Source organism: Dactylosporangium sp. NPDC000244 (genome assembly GCF_040300725.1).
Taxonomy (GTDB): Bacteria; Actinomycetota; Actinomycetes; order Mycobacteriales; family Micromonosporaceae; genus Dactylosporangium.
Window position 1 is genome coordinate 19,886 of the sequence record NZ_JBEPEH010000012.1, and the last position, 15,889, is coordinate 35,774.

At 71.5% G+C, this 15,889-nt stretch carries 19 protein-coding genes; 13 read left to right on the plus strand and 6 right to left on the minus strand.

The window, feature by feature from the left end; all coding sequences use genetic code 11:
- The first annotated feature begins 24 nt into the window (after window positions 1-24).
- The 4 genes from dop to prcA all read left to right on the plus strand — a co-directional run bounded on the left by dop (window position 25) and on the right by prcA (window position 4,177).
- Window positions 25-1,542, plus strand: a complete 1,518-nt coding sequence (gene dop, locus ABT369_RS18290; RefSeq protein WP_350613323.1) for a depupylase/deamidase Dop — start codon at window positions 25-27, stop codon at window positions 1,540-1,542.
- A gap of 47 nt (window positions 1,543-1,589) precedes the next feature.
- Window positions 1,590-1,805, plus strand: a complete 216-nt coding sequence (locus ABT369_RS18295) for a ubiquitin-like protein Pup (protein WP_345129507.1) — start codon at window positions 1,590-1,592, stop codon at window positions 1,803-1,805.
- 535 nt (window positions 1,806-2,340) lie between these two features.
- Window positions 2,341-3,180 carry a proteasome subunit beta gene (gene prcB, locus ABT369_RS18300; RefSeq protein WP_350613325.1) on the plus strand — a complete coding sequence of 280 codons (840 nt, stop codon included), beginning with the start codon at window positions 2,341-2,343 and terminating at the stop codon, window positions 3,178-3,180.
- A 118-nt stretch (window positions 3,181-3,298) separates the two neighbouring features.
- Window positions 3,299-4,177 carry a proteasome subunit alpha gene (gene prcA, locus ABT369_RS18305; RefSeq protein ID WP_350613327.1) on the plus strand — a complete coding sequence of 293 codons (879 nt, stop codon included), beginning with the start codon at window positions 3,299-3,301 and terminating at the stop codon, window positions 4,175-4,177.
- A gap of 376 nt (window positions 4,178-4,553) precedes the next feature.
- On the opposite strand, the gene ABT369_RS18310 is transcribed toward prcA, so the two are convergent.
- The 4 genes from ABT369_RS18310 to rfbB are packed head-to-tail and all read right to left on the minus strand — an operon-like array spanning window position 4,554 to window position 7,558.
- Window positions 4,554-5,255 (minus strand): glycosyltransferase family 2 protein, encoded by a 702-nt coding sequence (locus ABT369_RS18310; protein WP_350613329.1) that lies wholly within the window; start codon window positions 5,253-5,255, stop codon window positions 4,554-4,556.
- On the minus strand, window positions 5,242-5,643 hold the full coding sequence (locus tag ABT369_RS18315; RefSeq protein ID WP_350613331.1) for a DUF2304 domain-containing protein: 402 nt from the start codon (window positions 5,641-5,643) through the stop codon (window positions 5,242-5,244). Before ABT369_RS18315 ends, ABT369_RS18310 begins: the two co-directional genes overlap by 14 nt.
- A complete protein-coding gene (gene rfbD, locus ABT369_RS18320) occupies window positions 5,640-6,512 on the minus strand; it encodes a dTDP-4-dehydrorhamnose reductase (RefSeq protein ID WP_350613333.1) in 873 nt (290 codons plus the stop codon). Before rfbD ends, ABT369_RS18315 begins: the two co-directional genes overlap by 4 nt.
- 53 nt (window positions 6,513-6,565) lie before the next feature.
- A complete protein-coding gene (gene rfbB / locus ABT369_RS18325; RefSeq protein ID WP_350613335.1) occupies window positions 6,566-7,558 on the minus strand; it encodes a dTDP-glucose 4,6-dehydratase in 993 nt (330 codons plus the stop codon).
- A gap of 95 nt (window positions 7,559-7,653) precedes the next feature.
- Between rfbB and rfbA the strand changes: the two genes are divergently transcribed.
- The 5 genes from rfbA to ABT369_RS18350 are packed head-to-tail and all read left to right on the plus strand — an operon-like array spanning window position 7,654 to window position 11,404.
- Window positions 7,654-8,523: a glucose-1-phosphate thymidylyltransferase RfbA gene (gene rfbA / locus ABT369_RS18330; protein WP_350613337.1), complete on the plus strand. Its 870-nt coding sequence runs from the start codon at window positions 7,654-7,656 to the stop codon at window positions 8,521-8,523.
- A 51-nt stretch (window positions 8,524-8,574) separates the two neighbouring features.
- Entirely contained in the window at window positions 8,575-9,174 is a 600-nt protein-coding gene (locus ABT369_RS18335; RefSeq protein ID WP_350613339.1) for a dTDP-4-dehydrorhamnose 3,5-epimerase family protein, read from the plus strand.
- Window positions 9,175-9,209: 35 nt separating this feature from the next.
- A complete protein-coding gene (gene pafA, locus ABT369_RS18340; protein ID WP_350613341.1) occupies window positions 9,210-10,568 on the plus strand; it encodes a Pup--protein ligase in 1,359 nt (452 codons plus the stop codon).
- 36 nt (window positions 10,569-10,604) lie between these two features.
- Window positions 10,605-10,826: a hypothetical protein gene (locus tag ABT369_RS18345; protein ID WP_350613343.1), complete on the plus strand. Its 222-nt coding sequence runs from the start codon at window positions 10,605-10,607 to the stop codon at window positions 10,824-10,826.
- The gene (locus tag ABT369_RS18350; RefSeq protein WP_350613345.1) at window positions 10,823-11,404 is read left to right on the plus strand and encodes a hypothetical protein; all 582 of its coding nucleotides are present in this window, start codon (window positions 10,823-10,825) and stop codon (window positions 11,402-11,404) included. The genes ABT369_RS18345 and ABT369_RS18350 overlap by 4 nt, the downstream gene beginning before the upstream one ends.
- A gap of 399 nt (window positions 11,405-11,803) precedes the next feature.
- Here ABT369_RS18350 and ABT369_RS18355 read toward each other — a convergent pair whose 3' ends face one another.
- Window positions 11,804-11,983 carry a hypothetical protein gene (locus tag ABT369_RS18355; RefSeq protein ID WP_350613347.1) on the minus strand — a complete coding sequence of 60 codons (180 nt, stop codon included), beginning with the start codon at window positions 11,981-11,983 and terminating at the stop codon, window positions 11,804-11,806.
- On the minus strand, window positions 11,961-13,043 hold the full coding sequence (locus ABT369_RS18360; protein WP_350613349.1) for a DUF3866 family protein: 1,083 nt from the start codon (window positions 13,041-13,043) through the stop codon (window positions 11,961-11,963). The genes ABT369_RS18355 and ABT369_RS18360 overlap by 23 nt, the downstream gene beginning before the upstream one ends.
- A gap of 106 nt (window positions 13,044-13,149) precedes the next feature.
- Here ABT369_RS18360 and ABT369_RS18365 point away from each other — a divergent pair, with 106 nt between their 5' ends.
- The 4 genes from ABT369_RS18365 to tatA all read left to right on the plus strand — a co-directional run bounded on the left by ABT369_RS18365 (window position 13,150) and on the right by tatA (window position 15,816).
- A complete protein-coding gene (locus ABT369_RS18365) occupies window positions 13,150-14,148 on the plus strand; it encodes a helix-turn-helix transcriptional regulator (protein WP_350613351.1) in 999 nt (332 codons plus the stop codon).
- Window positions 14,145-15,092 carry a helix-turn-helix transcriptional regulator gene (locus ABT369_RS18370; protein ID WP_350613353.1) on the plus strand — a complete coding sequence of 316 codons (948 nt, stop codon included), beginning with the start codon at window positions 14,145-14,147 and terminating at the stop codon, window positions 15,090-15,092. Before ABT369_RS18365 ends, ABT369_RS18370 begins: the two co-directional genes overlap by 4 nt.
- Window positions 15,093-15,102: 10 nt before the next feature.
- Window positions 15,103-15,357 (plus strand): hypothetical protein, encoded by a 255-nt coding sequence (locus ABT369_RS18375; protein WP_350613355.1) that lies wholly within the window; start codon window positions 15,103-15,105, stop codon window positions 15,355-15,357.
- Between the two features lie 192 nt (window positions 15,358-15,549).
- Window positions 15,550-15,816: a Sec-independent protein translocase subunit TatA gene (gene tatA / locus ABT369_RS18380; RefSeq protein ID WP_350613357.1), complete on the plus strand. Its 267-nt coding sequence runs from the start codon at window positions 15,550-15,552 to the stop codon at window positions 15,814-15,816.
- The last annotated feature ends 73 nt before the right edge of the window (window positions 15,817-15,889 follow it).

The window sequence follows — 15,889 nt, forward strand, 5'->3', positions numbered from 1 at the left end:
CGACGATACGACTAGGGTTGTCTCATGAGTGTGCGGCGCGTGATGGGCACCGAGGTCGAGTACGGCGTGTCCGTGCCCGGCCAGCCGGGTGCGAACCCGATGGTCACGTCCTCCCAGGTGGTCAACGCCTACGGGGCGCGGCCCGAGCTCTCCAAGAACGGCCGGGCCCGGTGGGACTACGAGGAGGAGTCGCCGCTGCGCGACGCCCGCGGATTCACCTATTCGGGTGCTCTTTACGATCCCGCGGAGGCGCTCGCGGACGAGGACCTCGGCCTCGCCAACGTGATACTGACCAACGGCGCGCGGCTCTACGTGGACCACGCCCACCCGGAGTACTCCACGCCCGAGGTGACCAACCCCCGCGACATCGTGCTGTGGGACAAGGCCGGCGAGCGGGTGATGGCCGAGGCCTCCCGGCGGGCCGCCAGCATCCCGGGCACGCTGCCGATCCACCTGTACAAGAACAACACCGACAACAAGGGCGCCAGCTACGGCGCGCACGAGAACTACCTCATGCGCCGCCAGACGCCCTTCGCCGACATCGTCATGCACCTCACGCCGTTCTTCGTCACGCGGCAGATCGTGTGCGGCGCCGGGCGGGTCGGCATCGGGCAGGACGGCACCGGCCCCGGCTTCCAGATCTCCCAGCGCGCCGACTTCTTCGAGGTCGAGGTCGGGCTGGAGACCACGCTGAAGCGGCCCATCATCAACACGCGCGACGAGCCGCACGCCGACGCGGACAAGTACCGCCGGCTGCACGTGATCATCGGTGACGCGAACCTGTCGGAGATCTCGACGTACCTGAAGGTCGGCACCACGTCGCTGATCCTCGCCATGATCGAGGAGAAGGTGCTCTCGGCCGACCTGGGCATCGCCGACCCCGTCACCGAGCTCAGGTCGGTCAGCCACGACCCGTCGCTCAAGCACCTCATCCGCATGCGCGACGGCCGCCGGCTCACCGCCCTGGACGTCCAGTGGGCCTTCTACGAGCGGGCCCGCGCGTTCGTCGAGGGCCGCGAGGGCGACGACGCCGACGAGATCACCCTCGACGTGCTCGACCGCTGGGAGGACGCGCTGGACAAGCTCGGGCGCGACCCGATGCTGTGCGCCGGCGAACTCGACTGGGTGGCCAAGCTGCGGCTGCTGGAGGGCTACCGCGAGCGCGAGTCGCTCGGCTGGAGCTCGCACAAGCTGCAGCTCGTCGACCTGCAGTATTCCGACGTCCGCCCGGAGAAGGGCCTCTACCAGCGCCTGGTCGCCCGCGGCTCGATGGCGACGCTGTTCACCGAGGAAGAGGTCCAGCGCGCGATCGTCGAGCCGCCGGACGACACCCGGGCCTACTTCCGCGGTCGCTGCCTCGCCAAATACCCCGCCGAGGTGGTGGCGGCCAGCTGGGACTCCGTCATCTTCGACGTGGGCCGCGAGTCGCTCGTGCGGGTGCCGATGATGGAGCCCGAGCGGGGGACGAAGAAACACGTCGGCGCGCTGTTCGACAAATGCCCGAGCGCCAAGGATCTGCTCGAAGCGATCACTTCCGGGTAAGTTCGATGCAGCGGTTCGTTTGGTGGTCCCCCCGAGGAGGATGAGTCATGGCTACGAGGGATACGGGCGGACAGTCTCAGTCCGGCAAATCCCGGCGCGACGAGGAAGAGGACGTCGCCGCGCCTGAGGTGAACCCGGAGACAGCCGAACGGGTCGAGCAGCTCGGCGAGGACGTCGACGACCTCCTCGACGAGATCGACTCCGTGCTCGAGGAGAACGCCGAAGAGTTCGTCCGCGGATACGTGCAAAAGGGCGGCGAGTAGCCGCACACGAGCCCGCCCGCCCGGAACCCCGGGCGGGCGGCGCCCGTTGCGGGCCACCCGCGGGCGCTCTCATCCGGCCCACGGACAGCTCGTCCGCTCGCTCGGACGCGTCAGACGGCTCGCCCGGACGCCTCGTTCGGTCGGCTCCGCTCGGTCGGCTCGCTCGATCGCTCGGACGCCTCGGACGGCTCGGACGGTCGGCTCCGCTCGGACGGACGGCTCGCTCGGACGGCCGGCTCGCTCCGACGGCGACGGCTCGGACGGCTCGCTCGGACGGCTCGGACTCCTCGCTCAGACAGCGGGACGGTTCGGAGGCGACTCTCGAAGTCGCGGGCCGGCCCGACGGCTCGCCCGGACGTCCGGAAGGGGGCGGCGGCTCGCATGAGGCGCCCTGACCTGCCCGGGCGCGGCAGCGGCCCGCACGACGCACCGCCTGTTCGCCCACAGCGTTGTGGCGCGGCGCAATCCGGCCGTGTCGCGGCGTATATTGTTGGCCCACCACAGTCGATCACCACGCAACCAAGGAGGGGCTCCGTTGCCGTCGGGTCTTGACCACTCAGGGCGCCCGCCCGCGGCGTTCCACGCCGCCGGGACCTCGTCCTTCACCGAGTTCCTGTCGCACGTGGCGCCCGAGATGCTCCCCGGCCGGCGCCCGCTGCCGCCGGGCATGGCGGCCGACGTGAGCGCCCACGCGACCACGATCGTCGCGATCGCGTGCTCCGACGGCGTGCTCATGGGCGGCGACCGGCGCGCGACGATGGGCAACCTCATCGCCCAGCGCGACATCGAGAAGGTCTTCGCCGCCGACGCCTACTCGCTGGTCGGCATGGCCGGCACGGCGGGCTTCGGCCTCGAGATGATCCGGCTGTTCCAGGTCGAGCTGGAGCACTACGAGAAGATCGAGAGCAGCATGCTCTCGCTCGAGGGCAAGGCCAACCGCCTGGCCAGCATGGTGCGCAACAACCTCGGCGCCGCGATGCAGGGCCTGGCCGTCGTGCCGCTCTTCGCCGGCTTCGACGTGGACGCCAAGAGCGTCGACAAGGCCGGGCGCATCTTCAGCTTCGACGTCGCCGGCGGCGTCTACGAGGAGCGCGGCTACGACTCGATCGGCTCCGGCTCGCTGTTCGCCAAGTCGTCGCTCAAGAAGCGCTACCGGCCCGGCGTGACGACCGACGAGGCCGTGAAGCTCGCCATCGAGGCGCTCTACGACGCCGCGGACGACGACACCGCGACCGGCGGCCCCGACCTCCTGCGCAACATCTTCCCGGTGATCATGACCGCGACGGTCGAGGGCACCCGCCGCCTCGGCGACGACGAGACCCGCGCCGCCGCCGAGCAGATCATCGCCGAGCGCTCCGAGAACCCCGGGGTCTAGACAGGCACCGACTCGGGTCAGCCCTCACCGACCCGGGTCACCCGCCGACCGGACGAACCCGACGCCTCGACCCACCAGCCCGAACGCCCACCAACCAGCCGAAGGAGAACCCGCCACCGTGGCCATGCAGTTCTACGCCTCGCCCGAGCAGATCATGCGGGACCGCTCGGAGTACGCGCGCAAGGGCATCGCTCGTGGCCGCAGCGTCATGGTGCTCAGCTACGAGGGCGGCGTGCTGTTCGTGGCCGAGAACCTCTCGACCGCGCTGCACAAGGTCAGCGAGATCTACGACCGCATCGGGTTCGCCGCCGTCGGCCGCTACCCGGAGTTCGAGGCCCTGCGCTCCGCCGGGGTGCGCCTGGCCGACCTGCACGGCTACTCCTACGCCCGCGGCGACGTGACCGGCCGGCAGATCGCCAACTTCTACGCCCGCAACCTCGGCGCGATCTTCACCCAGGAGCAGAAGCCCTACGAGGTCGAGATCTGCGTCGCCGAGGCGGGCACCACCGCCGAGGACGACGAGCTCTACCGGATCACCTACGACGGCTCCGTCCAGGACGAGCAGGGCATGGTGACCATGGGCGGCCAGTCGGACGCCATCGCCACCGCGGTGAAAAGCCGTCTGCGGCCCGACCAGACGCTCGCTGAGGCCCTGCGGCTGGCGGTTGAGGGTCTGGGCAATGTCGGTGGCGAGGGCGGCCAGCCGCGCAAGCTGGCGGCCCACCAGCTCGAGGTCGCGGTGCTGGACCGCAACCGCTCCGGCCGTACCTTCCGCCGGCTCACCGGCCTGGCCCTGACCGCCATCCTCGAGGACACCTCGGCCGGCAGCCAGGACGTCGAGGAGGGCCTGGAGGACAAGCCGCAGCCGCCGGCGTCCCCGAGCACGCCCGCGGACAACGCGTCGGGCGGCCCGGCCCCGAGCCCCGACGAGCCCGGCGAACTCGCGACCCCCGACGACACGGCCGACCAGGACAAGAACAAGCCCGACGCCGAATAGCCGGTCCCGACGCGCTCCGGGGCCATCTCGGCCCCGGCAGAGCGCGCATGGGGGTAGGCAGCGACGGCCGGACCTGGGAGCACGCAGCGGCCCGCTCCCGGCGAGGAGCCCGTCGCGCAGCTCGGCAGCGCGAGTGTGCCTCGGCGCACGGGTCATCGCGGAAGAGCGGCCCGGCAGGCGGGTCTGACGCGCGCAAACCGGCCGGATTCCGAACAAAAGCGAACGGGCCGGATGCTGAACGCAATCGGCGGTGAAGGCACACGGAGGCAAACCGCAGCAGCTCCGCCCGAAGCGCGAAACGGGCAGCGGCTCCACCCCGAAACGTGAAACGGCCGGTCGCCCGAAGCGGGGGACCGGCCCTTCACGTCACGCAGGATCAGGCGCGGATCATCGCGAGGAGCAGTACGACAAAGGCGCGTCCCAAGTAAATCGTGGCCTTCACGGGTGAATTGCTCGGCGTGCCCGCCATCCGCGGCCGCATCGCGACCGGGATCTGCGTGATCTTGTAGCCGTTGCGCGCCAGCCGCACCAGGACCTCGATCGTGTCGCCGAGGTACTCCGCCGGGTACCAGTGCGCGAAGAACTCGATCGTGCGCCGGTTGCACGCGCGGTGCCCGGACGTCGTGTCGGTCAGGCGCGTGCGGGAGAGCTTCGACAGTACCGCCGACAGCATTTTCATCGCCCACTTGCGAGGGCCCTTGACGCTGTAGCCGCCCTCGCCCGCGAACCGGGCGCCGATCACCAGATCGTGCTCGTCCAGCGCGTCGACGAGCTTCGGGATGTACCGCGGATCGTGCTGCCCGTCCGCGTCCACCTGGATCGCCACGTCGTAGCCGTGGTCGCGGGCGTAGCGGTACCCGGTGCGCATCGCCCCGCCGACGCCCAGGTTGAACGGCAGCTTCGCGACGATCGCCCCGGCCTCGGCGGCCTTGATCGCGGTGTCGTCGCCGGAGCCGTCGTCGACCACGATGATGTCGACCGACGGCAGCTCGCCGCGCACCTCCCGCACGACGTCGGCGATCGACTCCGCCTCGTTCCACGCGGGGATGATGATCAGGACCTTCTTACCGTTGATCATCGAAAGCCGTTTCCTGAGCGCTGACCGCTTCGTGGGGGATCTCGTCCTGGGGGCGGGGCCGGCCCAGCTCGCTGCGCAGCAGGGCCAGGTCCTCGGCCAGCGTGCGTGTCTCCTCCTCCAGCCGGCTGACCTCCCAGCTCAGGTGCACCGTCACCAGCAGCAGGAACACGATGCCGAGGAACAGCACCAGGCTGACGCCGGACGCGATGCCCAGCAGCTTCGCCGTGCGGTCGGTGATGAACGGGAAGAACGCCAGCGGCAGCATCACGACGCTGACGACCAGCCAGAGGATCGCGTACTTCTCCTGCAGCTGCCGCCGCCGCAGCAGCTCCACCATGAAGGCGAGCACCGCGAGCGCGGTCAGGCCGGTGACGATCGTGAGCTTCACCGGGCAACTCCGGGCATCATGTCGTGCAGCATTGCACGCCAGTCCCGCATCGGCGGCATCCCGGCCGCCGCCCAGCGCTCGTGCCCGAGCACGCTGAACGCGGGCCGCTTCGCCGGGCGCACGAACGCCTCGCTGGTGGTGTGGCGCACCCGGGCCGGGTCGTGCCCGGCCAGCTCGAACGCGGCGGCCGCCAGCCCGTGCCAGGACGTCCGGCCGCTCGCGGTGCCGTGGTAGATGCCGGCGGGCGCGTCCGAGTCCGCCAGCGCCACCAGGCGCTCGGCCAGGTCACGCGCCCACGTCGGCTGCCCGACCTGGTCGTCGATGACGTCGACGAACTCGCGCTCGGCGGCCAGGCGCAGCATCGTCAGCACGAAGTTGCGGCCGGTCGTGCCGTAGAGCCACGCGGTGCGCACGACGTACCCGGACTCGGGCAGCGTGTCGAGCACGGCCCGCTCGCCCACGAGCTTGCCGCGGCCGTAGGCGTTGATCGGCCCGGTCGCGGCGTCCTCGGCGTAGGGCTCGGTGGCGTCGCCCGGGAACACGTAGTCGGTGGAGACGTGCACGAGCTTCGCCCCGGTCGCGGCGCACGCGGCGGCCAGGGCGGCCACGCCGGTGCCGTTGACCGCGGTCGCGGCGGCCTCGTCGGCCTCGGCGCCGTCGACGTCCGTCCAGGCCGCGGCGTTGATGACCACGTCGTGGCCCTCGACGAGCGAGCGCACCTTCGCGGCGTCCGTGATGTCCAGTTCCGCCCGGGTCGCGGCGGTCACGTCCCGGCCGTCGAGCACGGCCAGCAGGTCGCGGCCGAGCATGCCGCCGGCGCCCGTGACGAGAAAGCGGGTCGCGCGCCCTCCGCTTCGCTCCGGCCGCACGACCGGAGAGCTGAGCCCCTGATGACCGGCCCCTCCGCTTCGCTCCGGACCGGTCATGAGTTCAGCGCCGCCCGGGCCTTGAGCGGCTCCCACCAGGCGCGGTTGTCCTGGTACCAGGCCACCGTCTCGGCGATGCCCTGCTCGAACGTGACGGCCGGGGTGTAGCCGAGCTCGTCGCTGATCTTGTCGTGGCTCAGCGAGTACCGCCGGTCGTGGCCCTTGCGGTCCTCGACGTAGCGCACGGCGGAGTCCCAGTCCCGTCCGGTCGAGGCCAGCAGGACCTCGGTCAGCTCGCGGTTGGTCAGCTCGCGGCCGCCGCCGATGTTGTAGACCTCGCCGGGCCGGCCCTTCTCGAGCGCGAGCTGGATGCCCGCACAGTGGTCGGACACGTGCAGCCAGTCACGGATGTTGCCGCCGTCGCCGTAGAGCGGGACGGTCCCGCCGTCGATCAGATTGGTGACGAAGAGCGGAATCACCTTTTCGGGGAACTGGTAGTGGCCGTAGTTGTTCGAGCACCGGGTGACGACCACCTCCATCCCGTGGGTGCGGTGGTAGGCCAGCGCCAGCAGGTCCGAGCCGGCCTTCGAGGCGGAGTACGGCGAGTTCGGCGCGAGCGGCCACTCCTCGGTCCAGGAGCCCTCCTGGATGGAGCCGTACACCTCGTCGGTCGACACGTGCAGGAACCGCCCGACCCCGGCCGCGCGGGCCGCGTCGAGCAGCACCTGGGTGCCCAGCACGTTCGTGGTCACGAACGGGCCGGCGCCGAGGATGGAGCGGTCGACGTGCGACTCCGCCGCGAAGTGCACGACCGCGTCGTGGCCGGGCATGAGCTCGCCGACGAGCGCCGAGTCGCAGATGTCGCCCTCCACGAACGTGAGCGCGGCGTCGCCTTCGACCGGGGCGAGGTTCGCCCGGTTACCCGAATAGGTGAGCTTGTCGAGGACGGTCACGGCCGCGCCCGCGTACGCGGGGTACCCGCCGCTGAGCAGCGTGCGCACGTAATGCGAGCCGATGAAACCGGCACCGCCGGTGACGAGGATTCTCACGGGTTCGAGAGTCTAGTGGAACGCCGCTGGTGCGCCGGTTGACCCTGGGCGCGTCCGGGTCGACCCCGGCCGGATGCTTCCCGTACGGTGGCCGGGTGCGCGGCATCATCCTCGCCGGTGGGACCGGCTCCCGTCTGTGGCCCTTGACCAAGGCCGTGTCGAAGCAGCTGATGCCCGTCTTCGACAAGCCGATGATCTACTACCCGCTCACCACGCTGGTGATGGCGGGCATCCGGGAGATCCTCGTCATCACCACGCCCGAGGACCGGGACCAGTTCGTCCGGCTGCTCGGCGACGGGTCGCAGTGGGGGCTCAGCCTGCAGTACGCGGCCCAGCCCCGGCCCGAGGGCCTCGCCCAGGCGTTCATCATCGGCGCGGACTTCATCGGCGACGACAGCGTGGCGCTGGTGCTGGGCGACAACATCTTCCACGGCGGCGCGCTCGGCCAGCGGCTCGCCGACAACGCCGAGATCACCGGCGGGCGGGTCTTCGCCTACCCGGTGTCCAACCCGGAGGACTACGGCGTGGTCGAGTTCGCCGCCGACGGGCGGGTGCTCTCGATCGAGGAGAAGCCGATCCGGCCCAAGTCCCGCTACGCGGTGCCCGGTTTGTACTTCTACGACAACCGCGTCGTGCAGATCGCGCGCGACCTCAAGCCCAGTGACCGCGGCGAGCTCGAGATCACCGCCGTGAACGCGGCCTACCTCGAGCGGGGTGAACTGCACGTCGGCGTGCTCGACCGGGGTACGGCGTGGCTCGACACGGGCACCTTCAACACCATGGTCCAGGCGGCCGAGTTCGTGCGCGTGATCGAGGAACGGCAGGGCTTCAAGATCGGCTGCGTCGAGGAGGTCTGCTGGCGCGCGGGGCTGATCGACGACGACCGCCTGCGCGAGCTCGCCGAGCCGCTGCGCAAGAGCGGGTACGGCGAGTATCTGCTCAACCTGCTCGATTGGCAGCATTGACGCACCGCACGAAAAGCACCGCCACCACGACCGACACGCTGGAGTGAGCACGTGAAGATCCGACAGCTCTCGATCGGCGGCGCCTGGGAGATCACCCCTGTTCTGCACGGGGACCCTCGGGGCCTGTTCACCGAGTTCTACCGCTTCGACCACCTGGCCGCCGAGATCGGCCACCCGCTGCGCCTGGCCCAGGGCAACCTCTCGGTCTCGGCCCGCGGCGTGGTGCGCGGCGTGCACTACGCCGACGTGCCGCGGGGCCAGGCCAAGTACGTCACCTGCATCCGCGGCGCCGTGCTCGACGTGGTCGTGGACATCCGGGTCGGATCGCCGACATTCGGCCGCTGGGAGGGCGTGCAGCTCGACGACGTGGACCGCCGGGCGGTGTACCTCTCCGAGGGCCTCGGCCACGCGTTCTGCGCGCTGACCGACGACGCCACGCTCACCTACCTGGTGTCGGAGACGTACAACCCGACGGGCGAGCACGACCTGCACCCGCTCGACCCCGACCTGGCCATCGCGTGGCCCGTCGAGGAGCCGCAGCTGTCGGCCAAGGACGCCAAGGCGCCGACGCTCAAGCAGCGGATCGAGGAGGGCTCGCTGCCCGACTACGCCACCTGCCAGAGGTATACGGAAAGTCTCCGCTCCCAATAGGTTCGAATCGGCGTTCAGGCGGCTAATGTCTGTACATGGACCGGCGAATTTTCGGCCTTGAGACCGAATACGGGGTCACGTGCACCTACCGGGGACAGCGCCGCCTGTCGCCGGACGAGGTCGCCCGCTATCTGTTCCGGCGCGTCGTTTCGTGGGGCCGTTCCAGCAACGTCTTCCTGCGCAACGGCGCGCGCCTTTATCTCGATGTGGGCTCGCACCCGGAATACGCCACGCCCGAGTGCGACTCCGTGCCCGACCTGGTGGTCCACGACCGGGCCGGCGAGCGCATTCTCGAGGGCCTGCTGGTCGACGCCGAGCGCCGGCTGCACGACGAGGGCATCGCCGGCGAGATCTACCTGTTCAAGAACAACACGGACTCCGCCGGCAACTCGTACGGCTGCCACGAGAACTACCTGGTCAGCCGGCACGGCGAGTTCGGCCGCCTCGCCGACATCCTGATCCCGTTCCTGGTCACCCGCCAGCTCATCTGCGGCGCCGGCAAGGTGCTGCAGACCCCGCGCGGCGCCGTGTACTGCCTGTCCCAGCGCGCCGAGCACATCTGGGAGGGCGTCTCGTCGGCGACCACCCGGTCCCGCCCCATCATCAACACGCGCGACGAGCCGCACGCGGACGCGGAGCGGTACCGCCGCCTGCACGTCATCGTCGGCGACTCGAACATGAACGAGGTCACCACGCTGCTGAAGGTCGGCACCGCCGACATCGTGCTGCGGATGATCGAGGCCGGCGTGGCGATGCGGGACCTGTCGCTGGAGAACCCCATCCGGGCCATCCGCGAGGTGTCGCACGACATCACCGGCCGCCGCCGGGTGCGCCTGGCCAGCGGCAAGGAGATCTCGGCGCTGGAGATCCAGCAGGAGTACTTCGACAAGGCGACCGAGTTCCTGGACCGCCGCGGCGCCGACGCGGCCACCAAGCGCGTCATGGACCTGTGGGGCCGCGTGCTCAACGCCGTGGACACCGGCAACCACAAGGAGGTCGAGCGCGAGGTCGACTGGGTGACCAAGCTCGGCCTCATCGAGCGGTACCAGGCCAAGCACGACCTGCCGCTGTCCCACCCGCGGGTGGCGCAGATGGACCTCGCCTACCACGACCTGCGCCGCGGCCGCGGCCTCTACGGGCTGCTGGAGAAGCGCGGATCGGTCGACCGGGTCGCCACCGACCTCGAGATCTTCGAGGCCAAGGAGACCCCGCCGCAGACCACCCGGGCCCGACTGCGCGGCGAGTTCATCCGCCACGCCCAGGAGCGCCGCCGCGACTTCACCGTCGACTGGGTGCATCTGAAGCTCAACGACCAGGCACAGCGCACCGTGCTGTGCAAGGACCCCTTCCGCGCCTACGACGAGCGCGTGGACCGGCTGATCGCGAGCATGTGACGTTGCGGCCCTCGGGGGATTAGGCTGGCCCGCGCTATGGATGACTTGCCGGACCACCAGCCCCCGAGGCCCAAGAAGCTCGGGGCCGACTTCAACCCCGACCGGCCGGCCACCAACCGGTTCGGCCGGCGGCTTCAGCGCATCCGCGAGGAGGTCGAGCGCAACCGCACGGTCGGCCCGAAGTACCCGACCTGGCTGCTCGCCACCATCCTGATCGTGATCATCGTGGGCTTCACCCTGATCGTGATCTACGCATGATCCGTCGCCTGGTCCCGCTGGCCCTGCTGGCGGCGCTGCTGTCCGCGTGCACCGACGACGGCCTCAAGCGCACCCCGCTGCCGGCCGGCCCGACCGGCGCCCCGGACGTCTCGCACCAGCCGCTGCCGTCCCCGACCCTGCCCCCGGTGGTGAACTCCGACGGCTGCCAGGGCCTGATCGGCGCCGACCAGGTGAAGCAGTCGACGGGCCTGCCGGTCCAGCCGAGCCAGGGCGACGGGGCCGCGGCCGTGGCGCAGTACGGCCAGGCGGTGCAGACCCTCGGCCTCAACGCCCGCGCCCGGATGTGCCCGTTCGGCAACCCGGCCGGCGACCAGGTGACCGTGGTGGCCCTGACGTTCACGGACGCGGCCCAGGCCCAGAAGCTCTGGACGACGATCGTGTCCCTCGAGGCCGTCGGCGGCGTGGGGGAGGCGGCGCTGAGCGACAAGTCCAAGACGCTGCTGACCCGCCGGGGCAAGGCGATCGTGGCGGTCTATCTGGTCGTGGCGGCCGCCCCGGAGGCGGACCACCTGCCGCAGTTGCGGTCGGTCGCGAACGCGGCCCTCGCCAAAGCCTGACTCGGGTCCGCGGGGGTGCGGACCGTCGCTCCCGCCAGACACCGCTCGGCGCTGGCGCGCCGACGCTGCCAGGCCCGCGGCGGGTCACGCTGGTTTCATCTGCCGGCTCCCTCGAAAGCGTCGTGGGAAACTCTCTCTGGCGATCTTCGATATGTCGGGCGCTCCGCGCCACGACATATCGGACTTATACCTCGTCAGGCGATAAATCCGATATGTCGGGTTAGCGAAGCGCCCGACATATCGCGGCAACGCGCGGACGAATCGCGTCAAACAGCGAGAGTCGCCGCATAGCGGCCGGCGAGGGCGCGTGTCGTCGGTCAGGTCGCGGCCCATCGTCGAGAGCCGGCCTGTGCGGCGGGCGCAGCGCGGGACAGCGGCGCGTGGACCGGGCCGGTCGCGTCAAACGGCGAGCGTCGTGGCATAACGGCCCGCGGCCATCGTCGACAGCTTCACCGGCAGCTCGCCCAGCGGCCCCGCCAGATCCGCGGACGGGACCTCCACCAGCGTGTGCGGCGGGCACAGGGCGGACAGCGCCGCGCGGACCGGGCCGGTCGCGTCAAACGGCGAGTGTCGCGGCATAGCGGCCCGCGGCCGCCGCCGACAGGAAGTACGCCGTGTCCTGCGTCAGGTCGCGGCCCATCGTCGACAGCTTCACCGGCAGCTCGCCCAGCGGCCCCGCCAGATCCGCCGACGGGACCTCCACCAGCGCGTGCGGCGGGCACAGCGCGGACAGCGCCGCGCGGACCGGCCCGGCCAGCGCGGGGGAGAGGTCCGAGGGCATCACGAGGTCGGCCGGGGCCAGGGCCACGCGGCCGAAGGCGGTGAGGCTGTGGTGGGAGACGCCGTTGTGGCGCGGGCGCGGGTCGGCGTCCGAGATGCGCGGGGCCGCGACCGGGCGCCCGCCGAGCGCGTGCACCGCGTTGACCGCCTCGCCGGCCGCGACGCCCGAGAAGCCCCAGCTCGTGCCGGTACCGAGGTTGCCGGGGCCCTGGGTGACGATCGCGAGGTCCGCGTGCAGGCCGTGCCGGGCGGCGAGCAGGCCGCTGTGCACGTTCGTCGACTCGAGGTCGCCGCCGAAGGACTGGCCCGTGGTCACCGTGCCGGCGAGCAGGGGGCGCAGGCCGTCGAGGGTGCGCGAGAACCAGGCGGGCAGGGCGCCGCCGTCGGTCATCACGTACGCGACGCGCAGCCCGGGCCGCTCGGCCAGCGCGCCGGCGAGCACCGCGGGCAGGGCCGAGTGCAGGTCCGCCACGACCACGGGCATGCCGCCGAGGTCCACGGCGCCGGCCAGCTCCCCGCGCAGGGGCGAGGCCTCCTCGTCGGCCGCGAGGACGATCGCCTGCAGCGGGGTGTACCGCGCCTTGACCACGTGCCCGGGAACGTCCACGTCGTCGGGCAGCCGGTCCGGTACGGCCACGACGAGCGCGTAGCCGCCGGTGCCGAGGCCGAGGGCGAGCGCGTTGAGGTTGAGCAGCACCCGGTCACCCGCGCGGGGGACGCCGACGAGGGCGGGGTAGGCCAGGGCCCGTACCGAAGCCGGATCTTCGGGGCGTCGCGCCTCCACGGTGACGTCGAGCTCGAGGCTCCCGTGCCACTCCCGGCGGGTGTCGACAACGGTTCCCCAGCGCCAGCGAATCACGGCGCACACAGTAACGCAGCGACACAGCGCGCTGCCGTGGTGACGGTGTGAACGCTCACCGCGTGGGTGGCGCAGAACAGGCGTTCGGGCTGGTAGGTTCGCTTGCGTGTCGCGGACTCGAACCGAGCGCCTGGTGAATTTGGTGATCTGCCTGCTCGCTACGCGCCGTTTCCTGACCGCCGAGCAGATCGCGGCGATCGTGCCGGGCTACGAGCACGATCCCAACGACGAGCGCGACCACGAGGCGTTCCAGCGCAAGTTCGAGCGGGACAAGTCGGAGCTGCGCGAGCTCGGTGTGCCGCTGGAGATGGGCACGGCGAGCATCTTCGACAACGAGCAGGGCTACCGCATCGCCCGGCGGGAGTATGCGCTGCCCGACATCCCGCTCGCCCCGGACGAGGCGGCCGCGGTCGGCATCGCGGTGCGGCTGTGGCAGCAGACCGGCCTGGCCGCGGCGGCGTCCTCGGGCCTGGCCAAGCTGCGGGCCGGCGGCATCGACGTGGACCCGCACGCCACCCTCGGCGTCGAGGCCGTCGTCACCGTCGACCCGGCCTTCGAGCCGTTGACGGCGGCGGTACGTGACCGGCAGGCGGTTACCTTCTCCTACGAGGTCCCCGAGCGCGACGCCGCCGGCGTGCGGCGCCTGCAGCCGTGGGGCGTGGTGTGCTGGCGGGGCCGGTGGTACGTCGTCGGCCACGACCTCGACCGCGGCGCCGAGCGCTGCTTCCGCCTGTCCCGGATCGTCAGCGGGGTGCGGCGGATCGGCCGGCGCGGCGCCTACGAGCCGCCCAAGACCGACCTCATCGCCAAGGTCGCGGGCTTCTCGGGGCCCGTCGAGCGGGTCGGCCGCGCCACGGTGCTCGTGCGGCCGGAGAAGGCCGCGGGGGTCAGGCGCTGGGCCGAGGAGTGCGTGCCGGGGCCCGACGGTGACCGGCTCACCCTGAGCTACTCCGACGCCGATCTGTTCGCCGATTGGCTGGTGGGGTACGGCGCGGATCTGGTCGTCCTCGACCCGCCCGAGCTGCGTGACGGTGTCGTGCGCCGGCTGCGGGCCATCGCCGCCGCCTACGATCCCGCCGGCTCGCAGGTCGGGGTGCCGGCATGACGAACTCCGCGGACCGCCTCGCGCGCATGCTCAACCTGGTGCCCTACCTGCAGGCCCGCCCCGGCATCACCATCGCCGAGGCCGCCGCCGACCAGGGCATCACCGACCGTCAGCTGCGCGAGGACCTCGAGCTGCTGTGGATGTGCGGGCTGCCCGGCTACGGCCCCGGCGACCTCATCGACATGGCGTTCGTCGGCGACAGCGTGACCCTGACCTACGACGCCGGCATCGGCCGCCCGCTGCGCCTCACGCCCGACGAGGCGCTTGCGCTCATCGTGGCGCTGCGCATGCTCGCCGAGACGCCGGGCGTCACCGCCGGGGACGGCGTGCACCGGGCCCTCGCGAAGATCGAGCACGCGGCCGGGGATCTCGCCGACGCGCCCGTCGCGGTGCGGCTCCCCGGCGCCTCCGACCGCCTCGAGGAGCTGCGCGGGGCCGTCGACCGGCGGCGGGCGCTGCGGATCACGTACTACACGGCCACCCGCGACGCGACCACCGAGCGCGTCGTGGACCCGATGCGCGTGCTCGTCGTCGGGCGGTGGGCCTACCTGGAGGCGTGGTGCCGCCGGGCCGAGGCCGTCCGGCTCTTCCGGGTCGACCGCATCGACGCCTCCACCGAGCTCGACGAGGCCGCGCAGGTGCCGCTGCGGGCCCGGCCGACCGACACCCGCACGGGCACGCTGTTCACCCCGACGCCGGACCTGCCGCTGGTGACCCTGCGCGTGGGGCGGGGGGCGCGGTGGATCACCGAGCAGTACCCGTGCGAGACGGTCGAGCGCGGCCCCGGCGAGCACTGGACGGTCTCGCTGCGCGCCTCCGACCTCGACTGGGCCCGGCGGCTCGTGCTGCGCCTCGGCGCCGAGGTCACCGTCGTGGCCCCGGCCGTGCTCGCCGAGGCGGTCGTCGCCGAGGCGAACGCGGCGCTGGCGGCCTACGTGCACTAAGGTCGATCACGTGCTGTGGTGGATCTCGGGCGGCATCGTCCTGCTCGCGCTGATCGTCCTGATCGTCGTCGCGCTCAGCGTCATGAGCCGGCTGCGCGCGTTCGACAACGCGGCCCGGGCGATGCAGGCGCGCCTGGAGGACGGCCAGCGCCGGGTCGAGCCGCGCCTCGCGACGCTCCAGCAGACCGTCGAGCAGATGCTGCCGCAGCTGGAGGCGATGGCCGCTCAGCAGGCCGCCAAGCAGCGGGCGGTTGAGAACAGTTAACAATCCTGGCAGTTAAACCAGGGCAAACCGCACCTTTGTCCGGTCGGATGGTTGACGATCGGGCCGCGCGGCGTCAACACTCGTCAGGACTTCAGCGGCCGGATTCCATCCCGCAAACCCCGGCCTCTGCCCTCACCCTCCGGTGGTCAGTACGATGGGTGCGGCAGCTCAAACATAGTGAGGTGGCTTCACATGGGTGCAGTTAGGCCGTGGCACATCATCGTCCTGGTGGTGGTGCTGATCCTGCTGTTCGGCGCGAAGCGCCTGCCCGACGCGGCGCGTTCGCTCGGCCGCTCGATGCGGATCATCAAGGCGGAGACCAAGGGCCTCGCGGACGACGACGTCGACGCCAAGGCCGAGGCGCAGTCGGGTCGTGAGCCGCTGCGGGGTGAGATCGCCGACAACCAGGCCTCCCCGAGCCCGCGCGTCGACCCGGTTGACCACGCTCGCGAGCGCTGAGGCGCGCTCCGGTCGTGAGCATCCTCGCCCGGCGGCGGAGTAAGCCGCCGTCGAACTTCGAGCGCGCCGCAGA

Bases quoted from the DNA above. Each gene is read 5' to 3' on its own strand.
- dop (WP_350613323.1), top strand. From the start codon at position 25: ATGAGTGTGCGGCGCGTGATGGGCACCGAGGTCGAGTACGGCGTGTCC.
- ABT369_RS18295 (WP_345129507.1), top strand. From the start codon at position 1,590: ATGGCTACGAGGGATACGGGCGGACAGTCTCAGTCCGGCAAATCCCGG.
- ABT369_RS18310 (WP_350613329.1), bottom strand. From the start codon at position 5,255: ATGATCAACGGTAAGAAGGTCCTGATCATCATCCCCGCGTGGAACGAG.
- pafA (WP_350613341.1), top strand. From the start codon at position 9,210: ATGGACCGGCGAATTTTCGGCCTTGAGACCGAATACGGGGTCACGTGC.
- ABT369_RS18345 (WP_350613343.1), top strand. From the start codon at position 10,605: ATGGATGACTTGCCGGACCACCAGCCCCCGAGGCCCAAGAAGCTCGGG.
- ABT369_RS18350 (WP_350613345.1), top strand. From the start codon at position 10,823: ATGATCCGTCGCCTGGTCCCGCTGGCCCTGCTGGCGGCGCTGCTGTCC.
- ABT369_RS18355 (WP_350613347.1), bottom strand. From the start codon at position 11,983: ATGCCGCGACACTCGCCGTTTGACGCGACCGGCCCGGTCCGCGCGGCG.
- ABT369_RS18370 (WP_350613353.1), top strand. From the start codon at position 14,145: ATGACGAACTCCGCGGACCGCCTCGCGCGCATGCTCAACCTGGTGCCC.
- tatA (WP_350613357.1), top strand. From the start codon at position 15,550: ATGGGTGCAGTTAGGCCGTGGCACATCATCGTCCTGGTGGTGGTGCTG.